This window comes from Azospirillum sp. UENF 112521 (genome assembly GCF_058780665.1).
Map to the genome: position 1 here is coordinate 2,524,190 of NZ_JBSNCI010000002.1, position 26,275 is coordinate 2,550,464.

22 protein-coding genes are annotated in these 26,275 nt (G+C 68.8%); 10 read left to right on the top strand and 12 right to left on the bottom strand.

Annotated elements, in window-relative coordinates; genetic code table 11:
- Positions 1-78 precede the first annotated feature (78 nt).
- The 4 genes from ACWPN8_RS14345 to ACWPN8_RS14360 all read right to left on the bottom strand — a co-directional run bounded on the left by ACWPN8_RS14345 (position 79) and on the right by ACWPN8_RS14360 (position 4,013).
- The gene (locus ACWPN8_RS14345; protein ID WP_492241198.1) at positions 79-723 is read right to left on the bottom strand and encodes a phosphoribosylanthranilate isomerase; all 645 of its coding nucleotides are present in this window, start codon (positions 721-723) and stop codon (positions 79-81) included.
- Positions 720-1,433, bottom strand: coding sequence for an orotidine-5'-phosphate decarboxylase (gene pyrF / locus ACWPN8_RS14350; RefSeq protein WP_492241199.1), 714 nt, complete (start codon positions 1,431-1,433; stop codon positions 720-722). Before pyrF ends, ACWPN8_RS14345 begins: the two co-directional genes overlap by 4 nt.
- Positions 1,434-1,505: 72 nt before the next feature.
- Positions 1,506-2,081: a biliverdin-producing heme oxygenase gene (locus ACWPN8_RS14355; protein WP_492241200.1), complete on the bottom strand. Its 576-nt coding sequence runs from the start codon at positions 2,079-2,081 to the stop codon at positions 1,506-1,508.
- A 24-nt stretch (positions 2,082-2,105) separates the two neighbouring features.
- Positions 2,106-4,013 carry an ABCB family ABC transporter ATP-binding protein/permease gene (locus ACWPN8_RS14360; RefSeq protein ID WP_492241201.1) on the bottom strand — a complete coding sequence of 636 codons (1,908 nt, stop codon included), beginning with the start codon at positions 4,011-4,013 and terminating at the stop codon, positions 2,106-2,108.
- Positions 4,014-4,286: 273 nt separating this feature from the next.
- On the opposite strand from ACWPN8_RS14360, the gene ACWPN8_RS14365 reads away from it, so the two are divergent.
- Positions 4,287-6,080 (top strand): HAMP domain-containing protein, encoded by a 1,794-nt coding sequence (locus ACWPN8_RS14365; RefSeq protein ID WP_492241202.1) that lies wholly within the window; start codon positions 4,287-4,289, stop codon positions 6,078-6,080.
- The gene (locus ACWPN8_RS14370) at positions 6,022-6,807 is read left to right on the top strand and encodes a methyl-accepting chemotaxis protein (protein WP_492241203.1); all 786 of its coding nucleotides are present in this window, start codon (positions 6,022-6,024) and stop codon (positions 6,805-6,807) included. The genes ACWPN8_RS14365 and ACWPN8_RS14370 overlap by 59 nt, the downstream gene beginning before the upstream one ends.
- Before the next feature lie 106 nt (positions 6,808-6,913).
- On the opposite strand, the gene ACWPN8_RS14375 is transcribed toward ACWPN8_RS14370, so the two are convergent.
- Both ACWPN8_RS14375 and ACWPN8_RS14380 read right to left on the bottom strand, forming a co-directional pair.
- On the bottom strand, positions 6,914-7,693 hold the full coding sequence (locus tag ACWPN8_RS14375; protein ID WP_492241204.1) for a 3-hydroxybutyrate dehydrogenase: 780 nt from the start codon (positions 7,691-7,693) through the stop codon (positions 6,914-6,916).
- Positions 7,694-7,750: 57 nt separating this feature from the next.
- Positions 7,751-8,914 carry a patatin-like phospholipase family protein gene (locus ACWPN8_RS14380; RefSeq protein ID WP_492241205.1) on the bottom strand — a complete coding sequence of 388 codons (1,164 nt, stop codon included), beginning with the start codon at positions 8,912-8,914 and terminating at the stop codon, positions 7,751-7,753.
- A gap of 364 nt (positions 8,915-9,278) precedes the next feature.
- On the opposite strand from ACWPN8_RS14380, the gene ACWPN8_RS14385 reads away from it, so the two are divergent.
- On the top strand, positions 9,279-9,470 hold the full coding sequence (locus ACWPN8_RS14385; protein WP_109448606.1) for a hypothetical protein: 192 nt from the start codon (positions 9,279-9,281) through the stop codon (positions 9,468-9,470).
- 13 nt (positions 9,471-9,483) lie between these two features.
- On the opposite strand, the gene ACWPN8_RS14390 is transcribed toward ACWPN8_RS14385, so the two are convergent.
- Positions 9,484-10,665 carry a cisplatin damage response ATP-dependent DNA ligase gene (locus tag ACWPN8_RS14390; protein WP_492241206.1) on the bottom strand — a complete coding sequence of 394 codons (1,182 nt, stop codon included), beginning with the start codon at positions 10,663-10,665 and terminating at the stop codon, positions 9,484-9,486.
- Between the two features lie 29 nt (positions 10,666-10,694).
- On the opposite strand from ACWPN8_RS14390, the gene ACWPN8_RS14395 reads away from it, so the two are divergent.
- Complete coding sequence (locus tag ACWPN8_RS14395; RefSeq protein WP_492241207.1) at positions 10,695-10,850, top strand: hypothetical protein; 156 nt, start codon at positions 10,695-10,697, stop codon at positions 10,848-10,850.
- 220 nt (positions 10,851-11,070) lie between these two features.
- On the opposite strand, the gene ACWPN8_RS14400 is transcribed toward ACWPN8_RS14395, so the two are convergent.
- Positions 11,071-12,162, bottom strand: coding sequence for a ligase-associated DNA damage response exonuclease (locus ACWPN8_RS14400; protein WP_109448602.1), 1,092 nt, complete (start codon positions 12,160-12,162; stop codon positions 11,071-11,073).
- A gap of 39 nt (positions 12,163-12,201) precedes the next feature.
- On the opposite strand from ACWPN8_RS14400, the gene ACWPN8_RS14405 reads away from it, so the two are divergent.
- Both ACWPN8_RS14405 and ACWPN8_RS14410 read left to right on the top strand, forming a co-directional pair.
- Positions 12,202-13,116, top strand: a complete 915-nt coding sequence (locus tag ACWPN8_RS14405; protein ID WP_492241208.1) for a pseudouridine-5'-phosphate glycosidase — start codon at positions 12,202-12,204, stop codon at positions 13,114-13,116.
- A 115-nt stretch (positions 13,117-13,231) separates the two neighbouring features.
- Entirely contained in the window at positions 13,232-13,648 is a 417-nt protein-coding gene (locus ACWPN8_RS14410) for a hypothetical protein (protein ID WP_109448598.1), read from the top strand.
- Positions 13,649-13,857: 209 nt separating this feature from the next.
- On the opposite strand, the gene ACWPN8_RS14415 is transcribed toward ACWPN8_RS14410, so the two are convergent.
- On the bottom strand, positions 13,858-16,905 hold the full coding sequence (locus ACWPN8_RS14415) for an EAL domain-containing protein (protein ID WP_492241209.1): 3,048 nt from the start codon (positions 16,903-16,905) through the stop codon (positions 13,858-13,860).
- Between the two features lie 443 nt (positions 16,906-17,348).
- Between ACWPN8_RS14415 and ACWPN8_RS14420 the strand changes: the two genes are divergently transcribed.
- Entirely contained in the window at positions 17,349-18,398 is a 1,050-nt protein-coding gene (locus tag ACWPN8_RS14420; protein WP_492241210.1) for a catalase family protein, read from the top strand.
- Between the two features lie 167 nt (positions 18,399-18,565).
- Positions 18,566-19,446 (top strand): IS5 family transposase gene (locus tag ACWPN8_RS14425; protein WP_492241211.1). Its coding sequence is split into 2 segments (ribosomal slippage): positions 18,566-18,940 and positions 18,943-19,446, totalling 879 coding nucleotides; the frame shifts between segments, so codons are not numbered across the junction.
- Between the two features lie 54 nt (positions 19,447-19,500).
- On the opposite strand, the gene ACWPN8_RS14430 is transcribed toward ACWPN8_RS14425, so the two are convergent.
- The 3 genes from ACWPN8_RS14430 to ACWPN8_RS14440 form a co-directional block, all read right to left on the bottom strand.
- Positions 19,501-19,839 (bottom strand): hypothetical protein, encoded by a 339-nt coding sequence (locus tag ACWPN8_RS14430; RefSeq protein ID WP_492241212.1) that lies wholly within the window; start codon positions 19,837-19,839, stop codon positions 19,501-19,503.
- A 300-nt stretch (positions 19,840-20,139) separates the two neighbouring features.
- The gene (locus tag ACWPN8_RS14435; protein WP_492241213.1) at positions 20,140-20,997 is read right to left on the bottom strand and encodes a pirin family protein; all 858 of its coding nucleotides are present in this window, start codon (positions 20,995-20,997) and stop codon (positions 20,140-20,142) included.
- 177 nt (positions 20,998-21,174) lie between these two features.
- A complete protein-coding gene (locus ACWPN8_RS14440; RefSeq protein ID WP_109448590.1) occupies positions 21,175-22,608 on the bottom strand; it encodes an ammonium transporter in 1,434 nt (477 codons plus the stop codon).
- 672 nt (positions 22,609-23,280) lie between these two features.
- Here ACWPN8_RS14440 and glgC point away from each other — a divergent pair.
- Positions 23,281-24,552 (top strand): glucose-1-phosphate adenylyltransferase, encoded by a 1,272-nt coding sequence (gene glgC, locus ACWPN8_RS14445; protein WP_492241214.1) that lies wholly within the window; start codon positions 23,281-23,283, stop codon positions 24,550-24,552.
- A 139-nt stretch (positions 24,553-24,691) separates the two neighbouring features.
- Positions 24,692-26,161, top strand: coding sequence for a glycogen synthase GlgA (gene glgA, locus ACWPN8_RS14450; RefSeq protein WP_492241215.1), 1,470 nt, complete (start codon positions 24,692-24,694; stop codon positions 26,159-26,161).
- Positions 26,162-26,275 lie beyond the last annotated feature (114 nt).

Below are 26,275 nucleotides of genomic sequence, written 5' to 3' on the forward strand. Positions count from 1 at the left end.
CGGCGAAGGGTCCCGCCATGCGATCAAGATAAGCCGAAGCATTCGTCTAAAACAGGGCACTATTCCGGCGGACCATCCTCAAAGTGCCGCGACCGCCGAAAGGAAGGAGCGGACAAGCGCCGGATCCTTGTGGCCGGGGCGGTCTTCCACGCCGGACGAGACATCGACCTCGGTGGCGCCGGTGACCCGCACCGCCTCCGCGACATTGTCCACCGTCAGCCCGCCCGACAGCATCCAGGGCCGCGGCCAGCGGCGCCCGGCCAGGATCGTCCAGTCGAAGGCGATGCCGTTGCCGCCGGGCAGCGCCGACACCTTGGCCGGCGGCTTGGCGTCGAACAGCAGCCGGTCGGCGACCTCCGCCGCCTCCAGCGCCAGGGTCAAATCTTCCGGCCCGCCGATCTTGATCGCCTTCATCACCGGCAGGGCGTAGCGGGCCTTTATCTCGGCGATTCGGCGCGGCGTCTCGGCGCCGTGCAACTGGATCAGGTCGAGCGGGACCTGCCCGGTGACATGCTCCAGGAACTCGTCGTCGGGATCGACGAACAGCCCGACGGAGCGCACGCCGGTCGGCAGCAGCCGCGCCAGCTCCGCCGCCATCGCCGGGGCGATGGCGCGCGGGCTGCGCGGATAGAAGACGAAGCCGACATAGCGCGCGCCGCCGGCGACGGCGGCGCGCAGGCTTTCGGGCTCGCTCAGCCCGCAGATCTTGGCGGCGACGGTCATGCGGCCCCCTCAATTTCGGCGACGATGCGACGGGCGGCGGCGGCCGGGTCGGCATCGGCGGTGATCGGACGACCGATCACCAGATGGTCGGCGCCGGCCGCCAGCGCCTCGGCCGGGGTCATGATGCGCTTCTGGTCGTTGGTGGCGGCCCAGGCCGGGCGGATGCCGGGCACCATCAGGATGAAGTCGGGACCGCAGGCGGCGCGCACCAGCGCCACCTCGGCCGGCGAGCAGACGACGCCGTCCACCCCCGACGCCTTGGCCAGCTTCGCCAGCCGCACCACCTGGTCGGCCACCGGCACCGACTGGCCGACCGCGCCCAGATCGCCCTCGTCGAGGCTGGTCAGCACGGTGACGGCCAGGATCTTCGGCCGGTCCGCCCCGGCGGTCGCCGCCGTCTCCGCCGCCGCCCGCATCATCGCCGGGCCGCCGGCGCTGTGGATGGTCATGAAGGCCGGCTTCAGCGGCAGCGCCGCGCGCACGCCGCCGGCCACCGTGTTGGGGATGTCGTGCAGCTTCAGGTCGAGGAACAGCGGCGGCCCATCCTCGCCCACCACGGCACGGACGCCAGCCGGCCCCTGGGCGATGAAGAACTCCAGCCCCAGCTTGATGCCGCCGACGGCCCCGGCCACCTGCCCGGCGATGCGGCGGGCGGACTCGATCTCGGTGGTGTCGACGGAGCAATAGATGCGCGAGGCTGGCGCGGTCATGGGAAAGCGGTCTCCAGAACCCGGATGAGGATGGTGCGGCACCCTATCAAGGGATGGCCCGGCGCGCCAGTTTCAAGCCCTCCGCTCCCCCATCCATTGCTCGGCCGTCCACCTCTCCAGCGCCGCGAACAGGCCGGCGGCGGTGGCGCAGGCGACGGCCAGCGCCGCGGGGTCGGCAAGCTCTTCCTCCAGCCGGACCATCAGCGCCTTCCAGGCCCCCGCCATGTCCAACCCGTCCGATGCCAGGAAGCGCGCGCCGCGCCGGGCGTCATGGCCCAGCGCCCGGGTGATTCCCGGCAGCATCGCCCGACCGCCATGGGCCGAGCCGTCCAGCACGTAGCGCGCCGCCAGCCGGGCCGGCGCGCTGTCCAGCGGCGGCAGCCCCGCCATCTCCGGCAGCGCGTCCGGGTCGGCGCCCAGCACCCGCAGATCCTCGCGCAGCAGCGCCAGCCGCGCCGCGCCGTCTCCCCCGTCCTCCCCCAGCCCCCGCTCCACCGGCGCGTTGAAGCCGTGGAGAACGGCCAGCGCGCGGACATATTGCGGCGGCGTGATGTCCGGCCGGACCAGAGGCTGCAGCACCTCGGCCTTGTCCAGACGGTCGTGGCTCTCCCGCGTCGCGGCGCGCAGCGCCTGCCTTGCCGGTCCCATGATCCCGTTCTCCCCGTTTCCGGCTCAGGTCGGCGCCAGCACGCCGGGCAGCGGCGCCGGGCCACCGGTGGATGTCCCGACCGATGCCTGGCTGGCTTCCTGCTGCCGCGCCCACAGGGCGGCATAGGCGCCGCGGGCGGCCAGCAGGTCGGTGTGGTGGCCGCGTTCGATCACCCGGCCGGCCTCCAGCACCAGGATCTCGTCGGCGTCGATCACGGTGGACAGCCGGTGGGCGATCACCAGCGTGGTGCGGCCGCGGCTGACCTCGCGCAGGTTGGCCTGGATTTCCCGCTCGGTGTGGGTGTCGAGCGCGCTGGTCGCCTCGTCGAACAGCAGGATCGCCGGGTCCTTCAGGATGGTGCGGGCGATGGCGACGCGCTGCTTCTCGCCGCCCGACAGCTTCAGCCCGCGCTCTCCCACCGTGGTCTGGTAGCCGTCGGGCAGCGCCATGATGAAGTCGTGGATGTGGGCCAGCCGCGCCGCCCGCTCCACCTCCGCCGGGCTGGCGCCGGGGCGGCCATAGGCGATGTTGTAGAAGACGGTGTCGTTGAACAGCACGGTGTCCTGCGGGACGATGCCGATGGACGCCCGCAGCGAGGACTGGGTCACCCCGCGGATGTCCTGCCCATCGATCAGCACCCGGCCGCCATTGACGTCGTAGAAGCGGAACAGCAGCCGGCTGATGGTGGACTTGCCGGCCCCCGACGGGCCGACGATGGCGACCGTCCTGCCGGCCGGCACGGTGAAGCTGACATCCTTCAGGATCGGCCGGCGCGGGTCATAGCCGAACTCCACCCCCTCGAAGCGCAGCTCCGCCCCGTCGACCGCCAGCGGCTTCGCATCGGGGCCGTCGGCCACCTCGCGGTCGACCGCCAGCAGCGTCACCATCGATTCGATGTCGATCAGCGACTGCTTGATCTCTCGATAGACGACGCCGAAGAAGTTCAGCGGCTGGTAGAGCTGCAACAGATAGGTGTTCACCAGAACGAAGTCGCCCAGCGACATGCTGCCGTCGACGATGCCCTTGGCGGCCATGCCCATCACCGCCGCCAGCCCCAGCGAGATGATCGCCGACTGCCCGACATTCAGCAGCGACAGGCTCTGCTGGCTGCGCACCGCTGCCTTCTCGTAGCTCTGCAATGCGCCGTCGTAGCGGCGGGCCTCATGCTCCTCGTTGCCGAAATACTTGACCGTCTCGTAGTTCAGCAGGCTGTCGATGGCCTTGGTGTTGGCCTTGCTGTCGGTGTCGTTCATCAGGCGGCGGAACTTGATGCGCCATTCCGACACGAAGAAGGTGTAGAGGATGTAGCCCATCACCGTGACGAAGGTCGCCAGCGCGAACCAGACGCTGAACAGCTTCCACAGAATGGCGCAGACCAGTGCGATCTCCACCAGCGTCGGCACGATGGAGAACAGGGTGTAGCGCAGCAGCGACTCGATGGCGCGGGTTCCGCGCTCCAGCGAGCGGGTCAGGCCGCCGGTCTGGCGTTCCAGATGGAAGCGCAGCGACAGCGCGTGCAGGTGCCGGAACACCGACAGCGCCACCCGGCGGATGGTCCGCTGAGCCACCGTGGCGAAGACGGCGTCGCGCAGTTCGGCGAAGACCAGCGAGGTCACGCGGGCAAGGCCGTATGCGACGATCAGTCCCAGCGGGATGGCGACCACCGCACCCGGGCCCCCTCCCAATCCGGCACTGCCGCCGGCGCTGGCGGGCGTCAGCGCGTCCACCGCATGCTTGTAGAAGATCGGCACATAGACGTTGGCGACCTTGGCGCCGATCAGCAGAAGCATCGCCAGCACCACCCGCACCCGCGTTTCCACGGAATCGCGGGGCCAGATGTAGGGGCCGAGCGAGCGGATCGCGGCCCGCAGGTCGCCGGACGGGCGGGTGAAGGCGCTGGTGTCGGAGGTCGGCGGGAGGCTGCGGCGCATCGGATTTTTCAGTAGCCTTTACGGTGATGTCTGCCGGCCCAGGGAAGACCGGCCCCCGAAGGACCGTCGCCCGAATGCTGTGCAGGCGACGTAACCTAGGGACCGCGGCCGCATCGTCAAAGCCCCGGGTCACGGCTTTGACACGATTTTGCCGCGCCCCAGGGGCGCTTTCCGTGCATTTCCTTGCGCCATGGCAACGGACTGGAAACCACTTTCCTCTACCCTGCCGGGCGTATCGCGTTCGACCCGATCCGCAGACCAAGGCATTTGACCATGCAGAACGCCAGCTTCGCCGGCCGTTTCAAGGTGGGCACCCGCATCCAGGTGGGTTTCCTTCTGATCCTCGCCCTCCTCGTCCTGGTGGCAGCGCTGGGCGTCCGGTCCCTGTCGACGGTGGAGGAAGGCTTCACCCGTTACGCGACGATCTCCGACGGTTCGCTGCGGCTGTCCGACGTGGACGGCTCGGTGTCGGACATGCGCCGCAACGCGGTCAACTACTCCTTCTCCGGCAACAACGCCCTGATCGCTCCGATCCAGACGCAGCAGAAGAAGCTCGGCGACATGCTGCGCTCCATCCGCGACGCCACGCAGGATCCCGGCCGCCGCGCCAATCTGGAGGCGATGATCCGGCAGTTCGACAGCTACACCGCCAACTTTGCCCAGCTGGTCAAGCTGCGCGAGCAGCGTGACCGGCTGGTGGCGGACGAGCTGGTGCCGGCCGGCCTGAAGGCGCGGGAAGGGTTGAGCCGGACGATCGCCGCCGGCATCGCCGCCGGCGATTTCGAGACTGCGGCGCGCGCCGGTCAGGTGCAGGAGATGCTGGTCCTCGCCCGCCTCAGCGCCCAGCGCTTCCTGACGGACCAGACGGCGAAGTCGGCGGACGAGACGCGCGGCCGGATGGACTCCTTCCTCAAGGCGGCCGGCCCGCTGTCGGCCCGCATCGCCGACCCGGTGCAGAAGCGCGACGTCGAGGAGACGATCCAGCTCTCCACCCGCTATCTGGACAGCTTCAACCGGGTGGTCGCCGCGGTCAACGATGCCCAGACCCTGGCCTTCCGCACCATGACCGGCGAGGCGGAGGAATTCGCCACCCTGGTGGAGAAGACCATCGCCTCCCAGGCGGAGGCGCGCGGAGCCGTGCTGTCCGCCTCGCAGAACGACATGGAGAAGACCCGCAGCCTGCTGATCGGCATGGCGGTCGGCGCCCTCTTGATCGGCATCCTGGTGGCGCTGGTCACCGCGCGCTCCATCGTCCGCCCGGTGGTGCAGATGACCGGCACGATGACCGAACTGGCCGCCGGCAACCTCACGGTGGACGTTCCGGCGCTCGCCAACCGCGACGAGATCGGCAGCATGGCCAAGGCCGTGCTGGTGTTCAAGGAGAACGCCATCGAGAAGAAGCGGATGGACGAGGCGGAGCGCGAGAGGCTGGAGGCCGAACGCCGCGCCGCCGAGGCCCAGCGCGCCCGCGAGCAGGCCATCGGCGAGGAGATCGCCACCCTGATCGACGCCGTGTCGAAGGGCGACCTGGAGCGCCGCATCGATCTGGCCGGCAAGGACGGCTTCTACAGGACCATGTCGGAAGGCATCAACCGCCTGACCGACACGGTGGAGGCGGTGATCGCCGACCTGGGCGAGGTGCTGTCGGCGCTGGCCCAGGGCGACCTGAACCGCCGAGTCACCCGCGACTACCAGGGCGCCTTCGAGCGGGTGAAGACCGACGTCAACACCACCTCCACCCGTCTGACGGAGATCGTCGGCCAGATCACCCAGGCCGCCGAGACCATCGCCGCCGCCGCCGCGGAAGTGTCGCTGGGATCCTCCGACCTCGCCGACCGCACCGAACAGCAGGCCTCCTCGCTGGAAGAGACCGCGGCCAGCATGGAGGAGCTGGGGGCGACCGTGCGCTCCAACGCCGAGAACGCCCAGCGCGCCAACGTGATGGCGGCCCAGGCCCGCGGGTCCGCCGAGTTCGGGCGGCGGCGTCGCCGGCTCCGCCATCGAGGCGATGCGCAAGATCGAGGAATCCAGCCGCAAGATCACCGACATCATCGGCGTGATCGATGAGATCGCCTTCCAGACCAACCTGCTGGCGCTGAACGCGGCGGTGGAGGCGGCGCGGGCCGGCGACGCCGGGCGCGGCTTCGCCGTGGTGGCGCAGGAGGTGCGGCAGCTCGCCCAGCGCTCCGCCCAGGCCTCGAAGGAGATCAAGGGCCTGATCCTGGACAGCGACGCCCAGGTCAAGGATGGCGTCGATCTGGTCAGCAAGGCCGGCGACGCGCTGCAGGGCATCGTGTCCGGGGTGCAGCAGGTGGCGACGCTGATCGCCGAGATGGCCTCGGCCTCGGCCGAACAGGCGACGGCGCTCGACGAGATCAACTCGACCGTCGCCAACATGGACGAGATGACCCAGAAGAACGCCGCCCTGGTGGAGGAAACCACCGCCGCCGCCCAGGCGATGAGCGGACAGGCCACCGACCTGAAGTCGCTGGTCGGCTTCTTCAAGTTCGATCAGGCGGCCGGCTTCGGTGCGGCTGGCTTCGGTTATGCCCAGGCGCCGCGCGCGATGGCGGCGGTCCAGGCCGCACCCGCGGTCACCACCACCCGCCGCGCTCCGGCTCCCACCCGCGCCACCGCCAAGCCGGCGGCGAAGCCCGCCGCCCGCGGCAACGGCACGGCCCATGCGACGGCCAAGCCGTCCGCCCGCGCCGACTTACCCACCCGCACCACCGCCGCCGCGGTCCCGGTCCTGAAGCACAGCACCAGCGACGACGACGACTGGAAGGAGTTCTGAGAGGGGGGGACAAACCGCCTCTGACCAGATCGGTGCATCTTGAAACGGAAAAGGCGTCGGGCCGATGACCCGACGCCTTTTTCCATTCCGGCTGCCGTCGGACGGCTTACTGCATGAACCAGCCATGGCTGACGACCAGCGACTGGCCGGTCAGCGCGTTGGACTCGAAGGACGCGAAGAACAGGGCGGCCTGGGCGACGTCCTCGACGGTGGTGAACTCGCCGTCGACGGTCTCCTTCAGCATCACCTTCTTCACCACGTCCTCTTCGGAGATGCCGAGCTCCTTGGCCTGCTCGGGGATTTGCTTCTCGACCAGCGGGGTGCGGACGAAGCCGGGGCAGATCACGTTGGCGCGCACGCCATGTGCCGCCCCTTCCTTGGCGACCACCTTGGCAAGGCCGATCAGCCCATGCTTGGCGGTGACGTAGGGCGCCTTCAGCGCCGACGCCTCCTTGGAGTGGACCGACCCCATATAGATGATGCTGCCGCTGCCCTGCTTGTACATCGTCCGCAGGGCGGCGCGCGTGGTCAGGAAGGCGCCGTCCAGATGGATGGACAGGAGCTGCTTCCACTTGGCGAACTCGAACTGCTCGACCGGCGCCACCGTCTGGATGCCGGCATTGCTGACCAGGATGTCGATGCGGCCGAAGGCGTTGGCGGCGCGGGCCATGCCGGCATCGACCTGGGCCTCGTCGGTCACGTCCATGGCGACGCCAAGAGCCCGCTTGCCCGTGGGGTCCAGGCTGGCCGCGGCGGCATCGGCACCGGCCTGGTTCAGGTCGGCGATGACGATCTTGGCGCCCTCGCGGGCGAAGGTCCGGGCGATCTCAAGCCCGATTCCGCTCGCCGCCCCGGTGATGACGGCGACTTTGTCCTGCAAGCGCATGGGTCCGCTCCTTCTCGATCGAGATGTCGGTGAGGGTGTCTCTTCGGTGATGTCCGGTCAGTCCGGCTTTCCGTCGTCGCGCAGCAGGTCGTGCGTGACGGGTCCGCCCAGCCGCGGCGGCATCGCCAGCCAGTCCGGGTGGGCAAGCGTGGCGAGGGTGTCGGCACGGCCGCTTTCCCAATGCTCCCGCATGCCGGCGTTGGAGAACTCGTAGTCCTTGCTGTCGCGCTCGTAGCTTTTGCGGCGGTAGATCAGGTGGATGATGTTGACCGCCGCCTCGCAGGCGGCGCCCCGCAGCGCTTTCGCCTCCGGCGTGTCCCGCAGATCCTCCGGCAGCCGGTCGAGCAACGTGACCAGCTGGTTGCGCAGGGTCTGCTCGTAGGTGACCTTGTCGGTGTTGAAGCGGGTGCGGCTGGAATAGGTGATGTCCTTCTGCCGCTCCAGCACCTCCGACATGCCGCGCGGCACCTGCCCGATGGCGCTCCACAGATCGACCTGGAAGACCAGCGTGTCGCGGCGCGGCCGGTCCTCCAGCACATGGTCGAGCGGCGTGTTGGAGACCAGCCCGCCGTCCCAATAGAAGCCGCCGTCGATCTCGACGGGGGCGAAGCCGGGCGGCAGGGCGCCGCTCGCCATCACATGTTCCGGCCCGATCCGGTGGGTCTCGGTGTCGAAATAGATCGAGTTGCCGGTCAGCACGTCGACCGCCCCCAGCGACAGCCGGATGTCGCCGCGGTTGATCCGGTCGAAGTCGATCAGATCCTCCAGCGTCTTCTTCAGCGGGGCGGTGTCGTAGAAACTGGTCGGCCCGGCGAAGGGACCGGCCGCCGCCCATTCCACCGCCGGCCGCGGCCGGAAGAAGCCGGGCTGGCCGGACAGCGCCGTCCGCCACGCGCTCCACTGGTTGAGGACCGAGATCGACGGCCCGTCGGGATCGAGCCGCCGCCACAGCGTCTCCGCCCCTTCCCAGGGCGAGGGCGGGGCGATGCGGCTCCAGAACTCCGACAGCGCGGCGCAGCGCCGCTCCGGCGGGTTGCCGGCGATCAGCGCCGCGTTGATGGCGCCGATCGACACGCCGGCCACCCAGGTCGGATGGATGTCGTGCTCGAACAGCCCCTCGACGACGCCCGCCTGATAGGCGCCGAGCGCGCCGCCACCCTGAAGGACGAGCGCCACCCGGTCATAGGGGGCGATGAGATCGGCAAAGGAACCGTCGCGCATCTGTGTCTTTCCCAACCAGTCAATCGATTGCAGACATCTTTCCTCGGTCGGCAAGCCAGATATGGGGCCGGAGTTGAATACGGCTATGCGGAAACATCCATGGATGACGGAGAATTCTTCATGACAGCCATGCCCATCTCCTGTAACCCGTCCGCACCCTTGCGAGAACCTACATCAAGGTATTACACCGCGATGAATTACTTGTAATACTCAGCACCGACCTGGAAAGGGCACTGCATCAGGCGGAGGCGGAATTCACCGCTCTTGCGGCAAATGCCGGGATTAACCTTTCGGTCGGAATTGCGTGCTGCAATCGCCACCGGACCTGTATCCGTATCCGTTTCCGGTTTTTTTGGAGGACGCCATGTCCCGCCGCCCCGCCCCGCGCCGCCTTCTTCCGCTCGCCGCCCTGCTGCTGCTCGGCGGTTCGCTGACCGGCTGCGGCGCCGTCGCCGGGGTGGCGAGCGGTGCCGCCAGCATCGCCGGCACCGCTGTCGACGTGGTCGGCACCGTGGCGGAAACCTCCGTCGACGTGGTGACCGCCCCGCTGCGGTAGGGCGTCTCCCGCCCTACCCCGCCACCATCGCCGCCAGCGTCTCCAGCCGGTCGGCCTCGTGCGCCGGCTTGTCCCAGCGGATGCGGTAGATGCGGGGGAAGCGCATGGCGAGCCCGCTCTTGTGCCGGTTCGACGGGTGCACGCTGTCGAAGGCGACCTCCAGCACCAGCCCGGCCTCCACCTCGCGCACCGGGCCGTAGCGGCGGGTGGTGTGGTTGCGCACCCAGCGGTCCAGCTCGACCAGCTCGGCGTCGGTGAAGCCGGAATAGGCCTTGCCGACCGGCACCAGCTCCTCGCCGCGCCAGACACCGAACGTGTAGTCCGAATAATAGCTCGACCGCTTCCCGTGGCCGCGCTGGGCGTACATCATCACGGTGTCGAGCGTCAGCGCGCCGCGCTTCCACTTGAACCACGGTCCCTTCGGCCGCCCAGCGAGATAGGCGCTGTCGCGCCGCTTCAGCATCAGCCCTTCGATGCCGTTCTCCCGCGCGCCCTCGCGCAGTTCCACCAGCTCGTCCCACCGGTCGAACGGCACCAGCGGCGACAAATCCATCCGCCGCGGCCGCACCGTCTCGTACCAGCGCTCCAGCCGGGCGCGCCGCTCGACGAAGGACAGGCCGCGCAGATCCTCGTCGCCGTCGAACAGGATGTCATAGAGCCGCACCCAGGCCGGCCCGTCGCGCAGCATCTGCGCCGTCACCGTCTTGCGGTTGAGCCGCTGCTGCAGATCGTTGAAGGGCGCCACCACCCCGTCGCGCGCCACCAGCAGCTCGCCATCCAGCACCGCGTCGAAGCTCATGTGATCGACGATGTCGGGGAAGGCGCCGGACACGTCGTCGCCGGTGCGGCTGTAGAGCCGCCGCTCTCCGCCGCGCGCCACCATCTGCACGCGGATGCCGTCCCATTTCCATTCCGCGGCATAGGCGGCGGGATCGAGCCCGGCGCGGTCCTCCTCCTCCAGCGGGTGGGACAGCATCATCGGGCGGAAGCCGGCCCCGGCCCCGGTCGCCGGCTGCTCCGCCCGCCCCTCCAGCCAGGCGAACAGCTCCGCATAGGGGGCGGTCAGCCCGTGCCAGACTTCCTCGACGTCGTCGACGCTCACCTCCGGCCGGGCCGCCTTGCCCCACTCCGCCAGCGCCGTCTTGGCGAGCCGGGCGGAGACGCCGATGCGCAGAGCCCCGGTGATCAGCTTCAAGAGCGCGAAGCGCCCCGACGAGTTCGAGCGTGTCGAGCCAGCCCTCCACCAGCCCGATCACCTGCCCGCGCTTGGCGGCGCGCAGCGCCTCCACCACCTCGTCCAGGCTGGGCGGCAGGCTGTTGGCCCGCTCAGGACGTTCCGGCCAGATCAGCGCCACCGTCTCCGCCAGATCGCCGACATAGTCGTAGGACAGCGCCAGCAGCTCCGGATCGACACGCGTGGCGGCCAGTTCGCGGATCGCCGCCGGCTTGGCCTCGCGGAAGCTGAGCGCCCCGGTCAGCGCCGCCAGCGCCCAGCCGCGCTCGGGATCCGGCACGGTGGCGAAATGCTCGACCAGCAGGCGGATCTTGCCGTTGCGCGACGGCATGAAGACCAGCGCGTCGATCAGCGCGGCAAAGCGGTTCACGACGCCTCTCCTTCGCCAGCCTTCTCCGGCATCCCTTCCGAGTCCTCGTCCTCGAAGCCGATCAGCGCCAGCGCGCGGGCGCGGATGCCGCGGCCGGTGGCGTAATGGACCAGCGCCTCCTCCCGGCCATGGGTCACCCAGACCTCCGGCGCGCCGACATCCTCCAGCGTCTGGCACAGCTCGTCCCAGTCGGCATGGTCGGAGATGACCAGCGGCAGTTCCACCCCGCGCTGGCGGGCGCGCTGGCGCACCCGCATCCAGCCCGACGCCACCGCCACCACCGGGTCGGCCAGCCGCCGGGCCCAGCGGTCGGCCACCGCCGCCGGCGGAGCCAGCACCAGGGCGCCCTTCAACTCCTCCTTCGCCGCCACCGTGGCGGGGCGCAGCTCGCCCAACTCCACCCCCAGGCTGCTGTAGAGCCGGCAGAGCGGCTCCAGCGCGCCATGCAGCCAGATCGGCCGGTCGTAACCCGCCGCCCGCAGCAGCGTGATCAGCCGCTGGCATTTGCCGAGCGCATAGACGCCGACGACATGGCTGCGCTCCGGGAACAGCGCCATCGAATGCAGCAGCTTACATACCTCGCCCAGGTCGGGCGGATGGCGGAACACCGGCAGGCCGAAGGTCGCCTCGGTCACGAAGACGTCGCAGGGCACCGGCTCGAACGGCGCACAGGTGCGGTCGAGCCGGCGCTTGTAGTCGCCCGACACCACCACGCGCGATCCGGCATGCTCCATCACCACCTGGGCGCTGCCCAGCACATGGCCGGCCGGCACCATCCGCACCGTCACGTCGCCGATGCGCAGGGTCTCGCCATAGTCCAGCGCCTGCAGGCTGCCGCCCACCCCCTCGCCCATCCGCTGGCGCATGATGGCGAGCGTGCCCGACGTCGCCAGCACGGAGCGGTTGCCCGGCCTTGCATGGTCGGAATGGCCGTGGGTGACGACCGCGCGCTCCACCGGGCGCACCGGGTCGATGTAGAAGCCCCCCGGCTCGACGAAGAGTCCCTCGGGCAGGACCTTGATCCAGGTGTCGGGATGGGGACGGCTTGGATTGGCGCCCCCCTGATTGGATTGGTGTGCAGCGGACATGCGTCCTAATATAGGGCGCTCATAGCGGAGACCCAGCGCATGCACCCGATCCTGCTGCCGACCCCCGAAATCGCCGACGCGCTCGCCACGGGGCACCCGGTGGTGGCGCTGGAATCGACGGTGATCTCCCACGGCATGCCCTATCCGCGCAATCTGGAGACCGCCCGCGCGCTGGAGGCGGAGGTGCGGGCCGCAGGCGCCCTCCCCGCCACCATCGCGGTGATGGACGGGCGCATCCGAATCGGGCTGGACGACGAGGCGCTGGAGCGGCTGGCGACCGCCGGCCATGCCGCGCGCAAGCTGAGCCGCCGCGACCTGCCCGTCGCCCTGGCGACCAGGGCGCTCGGCGCCACCACGGTGGCGGCGACGATGATCGGGGCGCGGCTGGCCGGCATCCCGGTCTTCGCCACCGGCGGCATCGGCGGCGTCCATCGCGGGGCGGAGACCAGCTTTGACATTTCCGCCGACCTCGACGAGCTGGCCCGCACCTCGGTCTGCGTCGTCTGCGCCGGGGCCAAGTCGATTCTCGACCTGCCCAAGACGCTGGAGCTGCTGGAAACCCGCGGCGTGCCGGTCCTGGGCTTCGGCACCGAGGAATTTCCCGCCTTCTACAGCCGCCGCAGCGGCCTCTCCGTCGATCATCGCTGTGACAACGTGCAGGAGGTGGCGGAAATCCTGCGGACGAAATGGCAGCTCGGCCTGGAGGGCGGCGTGCTGCTCGCCAACCCGATCCCGGCAGCCGACGAACTCGACGCCGACGCGATGGAGGCGGCGGTCGCCCAGGCGCTGGCCGACGCGGATGCCAGGCGAATCAAGGGGAAGGACATCACCCCTCACCTGCTGGCGGCGCTGGAGGCGATTACCGGCGGGCGCAGCCTGACCGCCAACATCGCGCTGATCCGCAACAACGCGCGGGTCGCGGCGGGGGTCGCCGCCGCACTCGCCGGCCGCTAAAACCGATAGGATAGGACTACTCCCCCGGTGGTAAGGCTTTAGCCCCGGTACCGGCTTAAGACCCCGTTAACCGCCTGCGCGCAAATCTGTCGTCATCGAACGAGCGGAGGCTTTCATGCGCGCACCCAGCAGCACCTCGACCCTGGTTTCCCGGATGATTGCGATGGCCGGCCAAGGCGACGAGGCGCCGGGCGTCGCGGAGATGAAGGAGCCCGCGCACGTCAAGCGCATCGTCTGGGCCTCCCAGGCGGCCAAGCTGCGCGTGTCGCTGTCGGCCCGCTCCATCCACGAGATCGAAGCCGCCGTTACCGCCGACCTGGACAGCATGGAGCTGCCGGAAGTGTTCTTCACCTCCGTCGAGGTCGGCGGCCATGTCGTGACCTGCGACCTGGACGCCTCCGGCACCGCCTCGATCTTCGGGCTGATCGAGGCCCACGAATATGACGATCTGGTCGAAGAGGCCGGCGACGACGCCCTGTTCGGCGTCGATTGGGACGGCGTCTACATCACCCCGGCCCGCACGCGGCACTGAGCCCGGCGCCTCCGGTCCAAAAAGCCCCGCGTTCAAAACGCCCCGCAGGCAGCCTGCGGGGCGTTTCGCGTTTGCACCGAAAGCCGACGGTCCCGCAAGCCGAAGAGGGATGCAAACCGTCGAAGCTTGGCGAATTCCGCAGTCCCTGGGCCGCTATTCCAACCCTACGAAATCGGGCCCTACGAAATCGGGCCCTACGAAACCGGCCCCTACGAAACCGGCAGGGACGGCCGGTTCGCCCCTTGGGTGGGCAAGCCGACCACCACATCGTCGCGGATCACCGGCAGGCCGGCCCGCCGGTCCTCCCAGGCGGCCAGGAAGGCGTCGATGCGGTCGGCCGGCAGCGGGCGGCTGACGAAATAGCCCTGGATCAGGTCGCAGCCCATCAGCGACAGCACCTCCCACTGGGCCGCCTCTTCGACTCCCTCCGCCACTACGCTGTGCCGCAGATCGTGGGCGATGCGCGAGATGGACGACACCATGCTGCGCGCATCGGGCCGGCGGTGGACGTCGTCGATGAAGGCCTTGTCCAGCTTCAGCGTGTTGATCGGCAGCGTCCGCAGATAGGTCAGCGACGAATAGCCGGTGCCGAAATCGTCCAGCGCGATGTGGATGCCGGCCTTGCGCAGCGCGTTCAGCTTGCCGATGGCGGAATCGAGCGAGCCGATCATCTGCGACTCGGTGATTTCCAGCTCCAGCCGGTTCGCCGGCAGGCCGGTGCGGTCCAGGATCTCCAGAACCCGCGGCACGAAATCATGCTGGGCCAGTTGGACCGCCGACATGTTGACGCTCATCGTCACGTCGCCGGCCCCGCGGCAGGCCAGCCCGGCCGCCTCGATGCAGGCGGTTTCCAGCACCCACAGGCCGAGCGGAACGATCAGGCCGGAATCCTCGCAGACCGGAATGAAGCGGTCGGGCGACACCGGCCCCAGTTCCTGGTCGGTCCAGCGGATCAGCGCCTCGAAACCGCGGACCCGGCCGTCGCGCGTCGCCACCTGCGGCTGGTAATGCACGGTGAAGGCCTGGCGGTCGAAGGCCAGCCGGGCCCGGCTGAGCAGCCGCATGCGCTCCACCACCTTGAGGTTCATGTCGGCGGTGAAGGTGCAGATGCGCCCGCGTCCGCTGTCCTTGGCCCGGTACATGGCGGTGTCGGCATTCTGCAACAGATCGTCGAAGCAGCGGCCATCCCAGGGATAGCGGGCGATGCCGACGCTGCATGTCACGAAGAAATGCTGCCCCTCGACCAGGAAGGGGGCGGCGAACGCCTGTTCCAGCCGCTGCGCCACCTCCGCCGGATCGCCGGCCTCGCCACCCTGGACCACCACCACGAACTCGTCGCCGCCCAGCCGCGCGATGAACAGCCCGTCCCCCGCACCCTTGCGGATGCGCAGCCCCAGCATCATCAGCAGCTCGTCGCCGGCCTTGTGGCCGAAGCCGTCGTTGATGAACTTGAAATTGTCCATGTCGAGGAACAGCAGCGCCAGCGGCCCGGCTTTGCCGGATGCCTTGGTCTCGGCGATCAGCCGGTCGACATGCTGTTCCAGCGTCAGCCGGTTGGGCAGGCCGGTCAGGGAATCGTAATGGGCCAGATGGTCCAGCCATGCCTGCTGCCGCTTCTGCGCGGTGATGTCGGTGTAGGAGCCGCCCATCATCACCGGCTTCCCCCGCCCTCCTGTCCCGCCCTGCCCGTCCCCATCGAACAGGATCTTGCCGGTGGCGTAGAGCCACAGGTAATTGCCGTCACGATGGCGGACCCGGTATTCCACCCGGTATTCCGGCAGTTCGCCCGACAGGTGGCGTTGCAGCGCCTCCTCCGCCAGCGGCCGGTCTTCCGGATGGATGCGGTCGAACCAGGCCGCACGGGAATCGATGCTGGCGGCATCGACGCCCAGCAGCTCCTCGACCCGGCCGGACAGGACGCGGACGTCGTTGACGATGTCCCAGGTCCAGATGATGTCGCGCGATGCCTCCGCCACCAGCCGCATCCATCGCCCGCGTTCGCGCAGCGCATCCTGGCTGGCGGTCAGCTCGACGACCTTGGCCTGCAACTGCCGGCGCGACTCGGTCAGCGCCTCGTTGCTCCGCTGCAACGCCGCCTCAGCCTTCCGCCGGCTGCGCAGCGTGACGGACAGCACCAGAACCATGCCGAACAGCAGCAGCAGCACGCCGCCGACCGTCACCACCAGCCAGCGGTAGGTCTCCATGAAGGAGAAGGGCTTGTCGACCAGCCGGTCGAGCGGCATCAGCCGCGCGGGATCGATCCCATAGCGCTGCATCTGGCTGTAGTCGGCGGCCCGGATGACCGACTGGCGCCGCTCCATCGCCAGGGTGGCGACCGGCACGCCGTTCACCAGGGCGGCAGCCAGCCGACCGACCGCACGGCCATGCTCCTGCCCGCTCAGCAGGCTGCCGCCGGCGATGCCGTGGCCCAGCAGGAATTCCTGCAAGCCGTAGATCGGCGCGCTGCTCTTTTCGCTCATCAGTTCCAGGAACTGCTCGGGCGGCAGGATCAGGCCTTCCGGGTCGGTGGCATAGGTGCCCAGCAGCACCGCGCTGTCCGGCGGCAGGGCAGCCAGCCGCTCCTCCAGCCGGGCGAAGGGTAGCGCCGGCAGCACCTGCCGCTCCACCCCGGCGGGGAAGCGGCCGGCGGCGACCAGCGCCTCGATCTCGTCATCCAGCCCCAGGCCGGTCTCGGTGTCGTCGTGCAGGATGAACAGGCGTTGCAGCCGCGGATTGGCGGCCATCGCCATGCGCACGGTGCCCTCGATGTCCTTGGCCTCGTCGATGCCGACGACGTTGGCCTCATGCTCGGTCAGCCGCCGCGCCGAAATCGGCAGCACGCCGCCATGCACCATCGGCACCGGCCCGTAAATCTCGTTCCGCAAGTCCAGGCCGAAGGACAGCGCGGCATCGTCGGTGGAGACGATGGCGTCGACGGTGCCCTTCGGATGGCGATAGGCGATCAGCGCCCGCAGCCGCTCGATCCCGGCGGAGTCGGGGAAGCGCTTCCAGTCCAGGTAGTAGGGGATCGCCAGCGCATTGGGCGCCGCCGACGCCAGCATTTCCGAGATGCCGTCAGCCTGTCCGTCGGTCCACTCATAGCCCTGGTGGTAGGAGTGCAGGACCAGCACCGTCCGGTTGGGCGGCGTCGCCCGCCCGCCCGCCGGCACCGACAGCGTCGCCAGCACAAGCAGCCCCAGCAGCAGGACACTGCCGCGCGTCCATATGGAGGACCAGATGACGCTCCGTCCGGTCATGAGACACCCTTCGCTCGCTTGTCCGGCCGCCCCCCGATGGCCGCATGTCGCGCAGCCGCAGGAGACGTAGAGAGGTTTGGCCTTTCCTGACAAAAGGATATGCAGCGCAGTCATTTCGGCGCCAGAGTCTTTTGCTAAGGACTTCCCCCGTATTCATGGTTAATTTTCCATAGAAGATTGGAGAAGTTACAGAATCCTCGCGCTTCAGGCGCAATCTATTATTTGCGCATCCCGCCCTCTCGTTTTGCAGCGCAAACCGCGATGGGTGCCCGCTCTTCTCGCACATGCACAACAGCCGCCCAGGATATCGCGGATCCTTGCCGGCGGCCTTCTCGCGCTGGCGCCGCAGGAGAGCACCGCCGCGTCGTTGCGGAACAGAGGACAGTGCGCGGCTGTTGTCCTGGCTGCACCCCGCCCTTTCCTCCTCTTCGGGAGCCCCGCCCGTGTCCGCTGCCTCCACCCAGCCCACCCCCCGGCGCACTGCCAGGCCCCTGGCCTATACGCCGTCGGTCGAAAATCCGGGTCCCGATGAAGCGCAGGTCTTCAACGATCTGGCGGAGACGATGCTGTCGATCAGCGCCAAGACCTTCGAGGACAGCGGCCATGCCAACCGCAGCGTCCATGCCAAGAGCCACGGGCTGCTGATCGGCCGGCTGGATGTGCTGGACGACCTGCCGGCCGAACTGGCCCAGGGACTGTTCGCGAAGGCGGAGAGCTATCCGGCGATCCTGCGGCTGTCGACGACGCCGGGCGACATCCTGCCCGACAGCGTCTCGACCCCGCGCGGTCTGGCGGTGAAGGTGCTGGGCGTTTCCGGCGAGCGGCTGCCGGGGTCGGAGGGTGAGGCCACGCAGGATTTCGTCATGGCCAACGCCCCCGCCTTCTCGGCCCCCGATGCCAAGCAGTTCCTGTCGACGCTGAAGCTGCTGGCCGCCACCACCGACCGGGCGGAAACCGCGAAGAAGGTATTGTCGGCCGGCCTGCGCGTCGCCGAACGGGTGGTGGAGGCCTTCGGCGGCGAAAGCGCGACGCTGAAGACGCTGGGCGGCCACCCGGAAACCCACATCCTGGGCGAAACCTTCTACAGCCAGGCGGCATTGCGCCATGGCGATCACATCGCCAAGCTGTCGATCGTGCCGGTCTCGCCGAACCTGACCGCGCTGGAGAACGCGCCGCTGGACCTCAGCGGCAAGCCGAACGGCATCCGCGAGGCGGTGACGGAGTTCTTCCGCGACCACGAGGCCGTCTGGGAGCTGCGCGCCCAGCTGCGCACCGACGAGGAACGCATGCCGGTGGAGGATGCCAGCGTGGTGTGGCCGGAGGATTCTGAGCCCCTACCGCACCATCGCCCGCATCACCGTGCCGCCGCAGACGGCCTGGAGCGAGGAACGGTCGCGTGCCGGCGACGACCGGCTGTCCTTCAGCCCCTGGCATGGGCTGGCGGCGCACCGGCCGCTGGGCTCGATCATGCGCGCCCGGCGCCTCGCCTATGACCGCTCCGCCGAATTCCGCATGGAACGGAACGGCTGCCCGATGCACGAGCCGGCGGCGGGCTACCGGCTGCCGGGGTAGGCGCACAATCCCCTCTCCCCCGGGGAGAGGGTTAGGTCCTGTCTGACGAGCCTATTGACGTTGTGGTTTAGAGCCCAAGGTCAGTTTGATGGCTTACGATGCGACAGGGCTGCGACGCTACGAACTGAGCGATGCGCAGTGGGATCGGATCGCGGATTTGATGCCGCGGTCGAATCCGCGAGGTGGCGGTGTGTGGCGGGATCACCGTCAAGTGGTTGATGGGCTGATGTGGAAGCTGAACACCGGCGCCCAATGGCGGGACATTCCCGAACGCTACGGCCCCTGGCAGACGATCTACGAACGCTTTGTGCGATGGCGTTGCGACGGGCTGTTCGAGCGGATCCTCGACCGGCTGCGCTTGCAGCTTGATGCGGATGGTCGGATCGATGTGGACCTCTGGTGCATCGACGGCACCAGCATCCGGGCCAGTCGCTCGGCGGCTGGGGGCGGAAAAAGGGGGGCTCGGACGAGCCGGCCGACCACGCACTCGGCCGCTCCCGCGGGGGCTTCGGGACCAAAATCCATTTGGTGACCGATGGCAACGGCCTGCCGCTGGCCGCCGTGCTGAGCGCAGGTCAGCTTCAGGAAATCTCCTTCGCCGTCGCCGCCTTGGAGGCGGTCAGCTTGCCCACCCGCCGAGGGCGCCGACGCACCAAGCCTCGAAAGCTGGCTGGCGACAAGGGCTACAGCGCCAATCGCTTTCGTCAGTACCTGCGACGCCGCCACATCGAACCGGTCATTGCCATGCGCAAGGACGAACGCAGGCGAACCCACCGCGGCAGGCCGCCTCGGTTCGATCGGGAGGCATACCGGCGACGAAACGTCGTCGAGCGTGGCATCGGATGGCTCAAAGGATGCCGATCCGTTGCCACGCGACATGACAAGCTTGCCGTCAACTACATGACCTTCATCAGGCTCGCCATGATCCAGCGATGCCTGCGCGTCAGTAGGCCGTCAGACAGGACCTAGGGTGAGGGGGATGCACAGGGTGGATCACCCGAGAAATCTCCCTGTGCATCACCCTCACTGCAGGCTGCGCTGCATCTCCTCGAAGGTGCGGGAGAAGCCGTTCAGCGGAAAATCGATGTCGCGCTTGCCCAGGCGGGAGTTGACGCGGACCAGGATGGTCGAGCCGTTGCGGAACTGGTCGGCGACGCGGCCGGACACGAAGTTCGGGAACATGCACATGTTCAGCGTCGCCACATGCGATTCGATGCGCGGCTGGCGGTCGACGCGGATGGCGCAGCGGTCGATCAGCCCCTGGCTGGTGGTCAGGAACAGGTGGAAGTCGTTGCCGGTCGGGATGATGCTGAGCGCGATGAAGCCGACATCCTTCCCGTCGTCGAACAGGCGGTAGATCATCAGCCAGCAGGTTCTTGCTGTCGGTCATCCGGTCGATGTCGCACTGGTTGGTCCAGGCGCCCTCCGGCCCGAAATCCGCTGCGGCCTTGGAGACGTCCACCGCGGCGGCGGGCTTGGCCGTCATCGGGGCTACGATCATCGTCACGGCCAGCAGCGCCGAGGCGACCGCCGCCTTGACCCCACCCAACAGCCCCTTTGCACGCATCGCCCCGTCCCCGCCATCGTTCGTGTTAACACGGAATGCGCCATGATAACCGGCGGTGGCGGGGGTGCAAGGAACGAGATGCCGCGCACCAGGGATCAGATGCGGCCTTCCTCGAAGTCGCGGAAGGCCTGCATCACCTCTTCCCGCGTGTTCATGACGAAGGGGCCGCCCCAGGCGATGGGCTCGCCGATGGGCTCGCCGGCCAGCAGCAGGAAGCGCGCGCCGTCGGCCCCGGCGACCGCCTCCACCCGCTCGCCGTCGCCCAGCACGATCACCCGCGGCCCGGAAAGCGGAGCGTCGCCCCCGACAGCCAGCGTGCCCTCGAACAGAACCAGGAAGGCGGTGTGCCCGGCCGGCAGCGGCTCGGCGAAGGCCACCGACGGCGGCAGCGCCACGTCGAAATAGCGGGCGTCGGTCGCCTCGGCCCGCACCGGTCCCGCCGTGCCGCGGGCGGTGTCGCCGGCGATGACGGTGACGGTCGCCCCGTCCTCGCGCCGTTCCACCGGGATGGAGGCGGCCGGGAATTCCTGATAGCGCGGCTCCGTCATCTTCAACCGGGCCGGCAGGTTGATCCACAGCTGGAAGCCGCGCATCAGCCCTTCGGTTTGCTCCGGCATCTCCGAATGGATCAGGCCGCGGCCGGCGGTCATCCACTGCACGCCGCCGGTCTCGATCACGCCCTCGTGCCCGTGGTTGTCGGCATGGCGCATGCGGCCGGCCAGCATGTAGGTCACCGTCTCGAACCCGCGGTGGGGATGGTCGGGGAATCCCGCCAGATAATCGGTCGGCTGGTCGGACCCGAACAGGTCCAGCATCAGGAAGGGGTCGAGCGTGCGCAGGCGGGGGCTGCCCAGCATGCGGGTCATGCTGACCCCGGCACCGTCGGAGGTGGCCATGCCCTCCACGGCGGCGAGCACCGGACGGACACCGGGGGCGGCTGGCTTGGCGGACATGGCGGCAACTCCTGAGCGGATACAATGACGATGCACCACAGGTAGTCCCTCGCGGCCCCGCCGTGAAGCCGGCCCGCCCGCGCCACAGCGTTCCGCTCCGCGCAACAATCGGACACGAAAAAGGCCGCCGGAAAACCGGCGGCCTTTTCGCGAGAGACCCGTGGGAAAGGGATGTTCTTAGTGGATGCTCTCGCCATGCAGGGCGAGGTCGAGACCGTCGCGCTCCACATCTTCCTCGACGCGCAGGCCCATGACCACATCGACGACCTTCAGCAGGACGAAGGTGGCGACGGCGCACCAGACCATGGTGTAGAGGACGCCCTGGACCTGGATCCAGACGGCGGCGGCATTGCCTTCCAGCAGGCCCAGCGTGGCCTTCGGGTCGGCCTGGAGGACGGAGGCGAAGCCGCCTTCGCTGTTGGACACCGACATCTTGGCGAAGACGCCGGTCAGGATGGCGCCGATCAGGCCGCCGACGCCGTGCACGCCGAAGGCGTCCAGGCTGTCGTCATAGCCCAGCATGTGCTTGAGGCTGGTGGCCGACCAGAAGCAGACCACGCCGGCGACGATGCCGATGACGATGGCGCCCGTCGGGTCGACGAAGCCGGCGGCCGGGGTCACCGCGACCAAGCCGGCGACGGCGCCGGAGATGATGCCGAGGATCGACGGCTTGCCCTTGACGATCCACTCTGCGAACAGCCAGCCCATGGCGGCACCGGCGGTGGCGATGTGCGTGGCGGCCAGCGCCATGCCGGCACGCGGACCGGCGGTCAGGGCCGAACCGGCGTTGAAGCCGAACCAACCAACCCACAGCAGCGAGGCGCCGATCAGCGACAGCACCAGGTTGTGCGGCATGAAGGCTTCCTTCGGGTAGCCCTTGCGCTTGCCGATCACCAGCGCTGCGACCAGGCCGGCGACGCCAGCGTTGATGTGCACGACCGTGCCGCCGGCGAAGTCCAGCACGCCCAGGCCGAACAGGAAGCCCGACGGGTACCAGACCCAGTGGGCGATCGGCGCATAGACCACGATCGACCACAGCGCGGTGAAGACCAGCAGGGAGGAGAACTTCATGCGGTCGGCGAAGGCGCCGGTGATCAGGGCCGGGGTGATGATCGCGAAGGTCATCTGGAACATCATGAAGACCGGCTCGGGGATCGTCGTCGCGACGCCCGAGCCCGTCGCCTCGCCCAGCACGAAGGCCTTCGAGAAGTCGAGCCCGTTGAGGAACAGCCGGTCGAGACCGCCGACATAGGCACCGGTGCCGGTGAAGGCCAGGCTGTAGCCGATCACGTACCACAGGACGCTGATCAGGCAGGTGATGGCGAAGCTCTGCATCACCGTCGCCAGCACGTTCATCTTGCGGACCATGCCGCCGTAGAACAGCGCCAGGCCGGGGATGGTCATCATCAGCACCAGCGCGGTGGAGATGAGCATCCAGGCGGTGTCGCCGCCATTCAGCGCCGGAGCCGCCGGCGCGGCAGCAGCGGCGGCAGCCGCAGCCGCGGCAGCGGCGGCAGCCGCCGGATCCTGGGCAAGGGCTGCGGCCGGCATGCCGACCGCGCCCAGAGCAACCGCCATCATCGGTGCGGCCATAAGGAACAGACGGTTCATCGAGGCTCCTCTTTCTCCAAAATCGCTCCCACCCCCTTACGGCCGGCGCGGCACCGGAGGTGTTCCGCGCTCAAGCCACCGCACTGGGGCGACCCCGTCCCGGTCGCCCCGTCCCCGGCAAAGACGGGGCGGCGGACGGGACCAAGGACGCTTCCAGCGTTACAAGAAGCGTGCCAGTCGAAAACGGCTTGGAATCGTCAGGGTTGTCCCGGGCCGGGACATCCGAACGGGCACCCTCCTACGAGTCGCACCCGGTGTTTGCACAGGAAACAGGCAGATTTCGGAACCGACATTTCGCCGCAAATTCCGGGCTTCCGACCGAACGGCAGGGCCGGCAGCCCGTTTCGAGCCCGTGTCTGCCCGGCATTCTGGCTGCCATTCCGGCAGATGATGAAAATTTGAGCAGGACATGGCCCGAAAGCCGCCCATTGCGGCGGCATCGCGGCGGCGGCAATCCGCCACTCTATCCCTTCCGCCCAGTCCGTTCGGAGGAGTGGCGCATAAGCTCCCCTTTCCTCCTAGGACCGAGAGGAGCCGGTGCGGCGGGTAAGCCGATGCCAACCGTCCGCCGCGCCTATTGGACATGGCGGCGAGATGTGGCACCGTCAACGCCTCCATATGGATTGGCCGCAGCCGAGCGGCCGCAAGAATAAGGCAAAGGGGGTAACGGCCATGCTCGACAAACGGGATCTGCGCCTCGCACCGCGACGTGCGGTGGCGCTGGTGCTGGCCGGGGGACGCGGAAGCCGTCTGAAGCAACTGACCGACCGGCGGGCCAAGCCGGCGACTTATTTCGGCGGCAAGTACCGCATCATCGACTTCGCGCTGTCCAATTGCGTCAACTCCGGCTTCCGCCGCATCGGCGTGCTGACGCAGTACAAGTCTCACAGCCTTCTGCGCCATCTCCAGCGCGGCTGGAACGTCTTCCGCGGCGAGATGAACGAGTTCTGCGACCTGCTGCCGGCGCAGCAGCGCGTCAGCGAGACGGAGTGGTACCAGGGCACCGCCGACGCCGTGTACCAGAACCTCGACATCCTGCGCGACCACGAGCCGGAATATGTCCTGATCCTGGCCGGCGACCACATCTACAAGATGGATTACGGCGCGCTGCTACTCGACCACATCGACCGCAAGGCCGACGTCACCGTCCCCTGCATCGCGGTCCCGCGCGAACAGGCGAGCGGCTTCGGCGTGATGCACATCGACGAGGAGCGCCGCATCATCGACTTCGTCGAGAAGCCGGCCGACCCGCCGCCGATGCCCGGCCGTCCCGACATGGCGCTGGCCAGCATGGGCATCTATGTCTTCAACGCCCAGTTCCTCTACGACCAGCTGGAGCGCGATGTCGCCACCCCCGGCTCCAGCCGCGATTTCGGCAAGGACATCATCCCGCATCTGGTGAAGACCGGGGCGCGAATCATTGCCCACGATTATGCCGACAGCGCCATCATCGACGCGCCGGACGACGCCCCCTACTGGCGAGACGTCGGCACCATCGACGCCTATTGGGAGGCCAACCTCGACCTCTGCCACGTCACGCCGCAGTTGAACATGTACAACCGCGACTGGCCGATCTTCACCTATCAGGAACAGCTCCCCCCCGCCAAGTTCGTCTTCGACGACGAGAACCGGCGCGGCACGGCGATCGACAGCCTGGTGTCGGGCGGCTGCATCATCTCCGGCTCCACCGTGCGCCGCTCGCTGCTGTTCAGCTCGGTCCGCGTCAACTCCTACAGCGAGCTGCACGAGGCGGTGGTCCTGCCGGAATGCGACATCGGCCGCCATTGCCGCCTGAAGAAGGTGGTGATCGACCGCGGCGTTAGCATCCCCAACGGCCTCGTCGTCGGCGAGGACGCGGAGCTGGACGCCAAGCGCTTCCACCGCAGCGAGGGCGGCGTCGTCCTGATCACCCGCGAGATGATCGAGAAGCTGCCGAAGGAGTAGGGCGGCATTTCGCCGCCCTCCCCCGCCCCATGGCCCGCGCCGATGCGGTCCGGCTCCCCACCGGACCCGCATCGGCGCTATACCATGTCCACACCCTCCCGCCTTTCACCCCTCCCGCCTATCGCCGAGTGCCTTCCCGATGCGCGTCCTCTACGTCACGTCCGAATGCTACCCGATGGTCAAGACGGGGGGGCTGGCCGACGTGTCCGCCGCCCTGCCGCCGGCCCTGAACGCCGCCGGTGCCGATGTCCGCCTGCTGCTGCCGGGCTATCCCGCCGTCCTGAACAGTTTGCAGAACCTGCACGAGGTCGGCGACCTGATCACCGACCTGCCCGGCTGCGACCGCGCCCAGCTGTGCATCGGCCGCACCGCCGACGGGGTTCTCGCCTATGCGCTGAAGGCGCCGTCGCTGTACGACCGTCCCGGCAACCCCTATCTCGGGCCGGACGGCAAGGACTGGGCCGACAACGCCCTGCGCTTCGCAGCACTCGCCTGGGTCGCCGCTGGCTTCGCCGCGGAGAAATCCTACGATCCCTGGTGGCGTCCCGACATCCTGCACGGCCATGACTGGCAGGCGGCGCTGATCCCCGCCTATCTGACCCTGCGCCCCGACCGTTTCGCCGGCCCCTTCCGGCCCGGCACGGTGCTGACCATCCACAACATCGCCTATCAGGGCCTGTTCGGCCCCTGGATGATGGGCGACCTCGGCCTGCCCTCCTCCAGCTTCCGCGTCGACGGCGTCGAATATTACGGCAACATCAGCTTCCTGAAGGCCGGTTGCTTCTATGCCGACCGCCTGACCACGGTCAGCCCGACCTACGCCAACGAGATCCAGACGGCGGAGCACGGCACAGGCCTGCAAGGGCTGCTCGCCACCCGCTCCGACGTGCTGACCGGCATCCTGAACGGCGTCGATTACGCGGTGTGGGACCCGGCGACCGACCCGCATCTGCCCGCCCGCTACACCCCCGACGACCTCGGCGGAAAGGACGCCTGCAAGGCCGACCTGCAATCCGCCTTCGGCCTGGACCGCCGCGCCGACGCCCCGCTGGCCGCCGTGGTCAGCCGCCTGACCTGGCACAAGGGCCTCGATCTGGTTCTGGAGGCGGCGGGCCAATGGGTGTCCTGGGGCGGCCAACTGGTGGTTCTGGGCAGCGGCGACGCCTCCAGCGAGGCCGGTTTCCGCCAGTTGGCCCAGTGGCATCCGCAGTCCATTGGCGTCCGCATCGGCTATGACGAGCCGCTGTCCCACCGCATCCAGGCCGGATCCGACCTGTTCCTGGTGCCGTCGCGCTCGGAGCCCTGCGGCCTGACCCAGCTCTACGCCCTGAAATACGGCACCCTGCCGCTGGTCCGCCGCACCGGCGGCCTCGCCGACACGGTGATCGACGCCAACCCGGCCGCCAGCGCCGACGGCAGCGCGACGGGCTTCCAGTTCGTCAACGCGACCGGCCAGGAACTGGTCTGGGCGTTGCGCCGGGCGATGAGCGTCTACCGCAAGCCCGACCGCTGGCAGGCGATGCAGCGCCGCGCCATGACGCGGGACTTCGGCTGGCATGGGCCGGCGGAGGAGTACATGGAGCTTTATCGGGGGCTTGGGGGGCGGTAGGCGGGCCGGCTCGCCACCCGTTTGCCTGGGGATCGCCCACGAAAGGCGGTTCCGTCGATGACGCCCGAGACCAGCACTGCGCCTGTAATCCGACCCTGGCTTATATCATTTTGC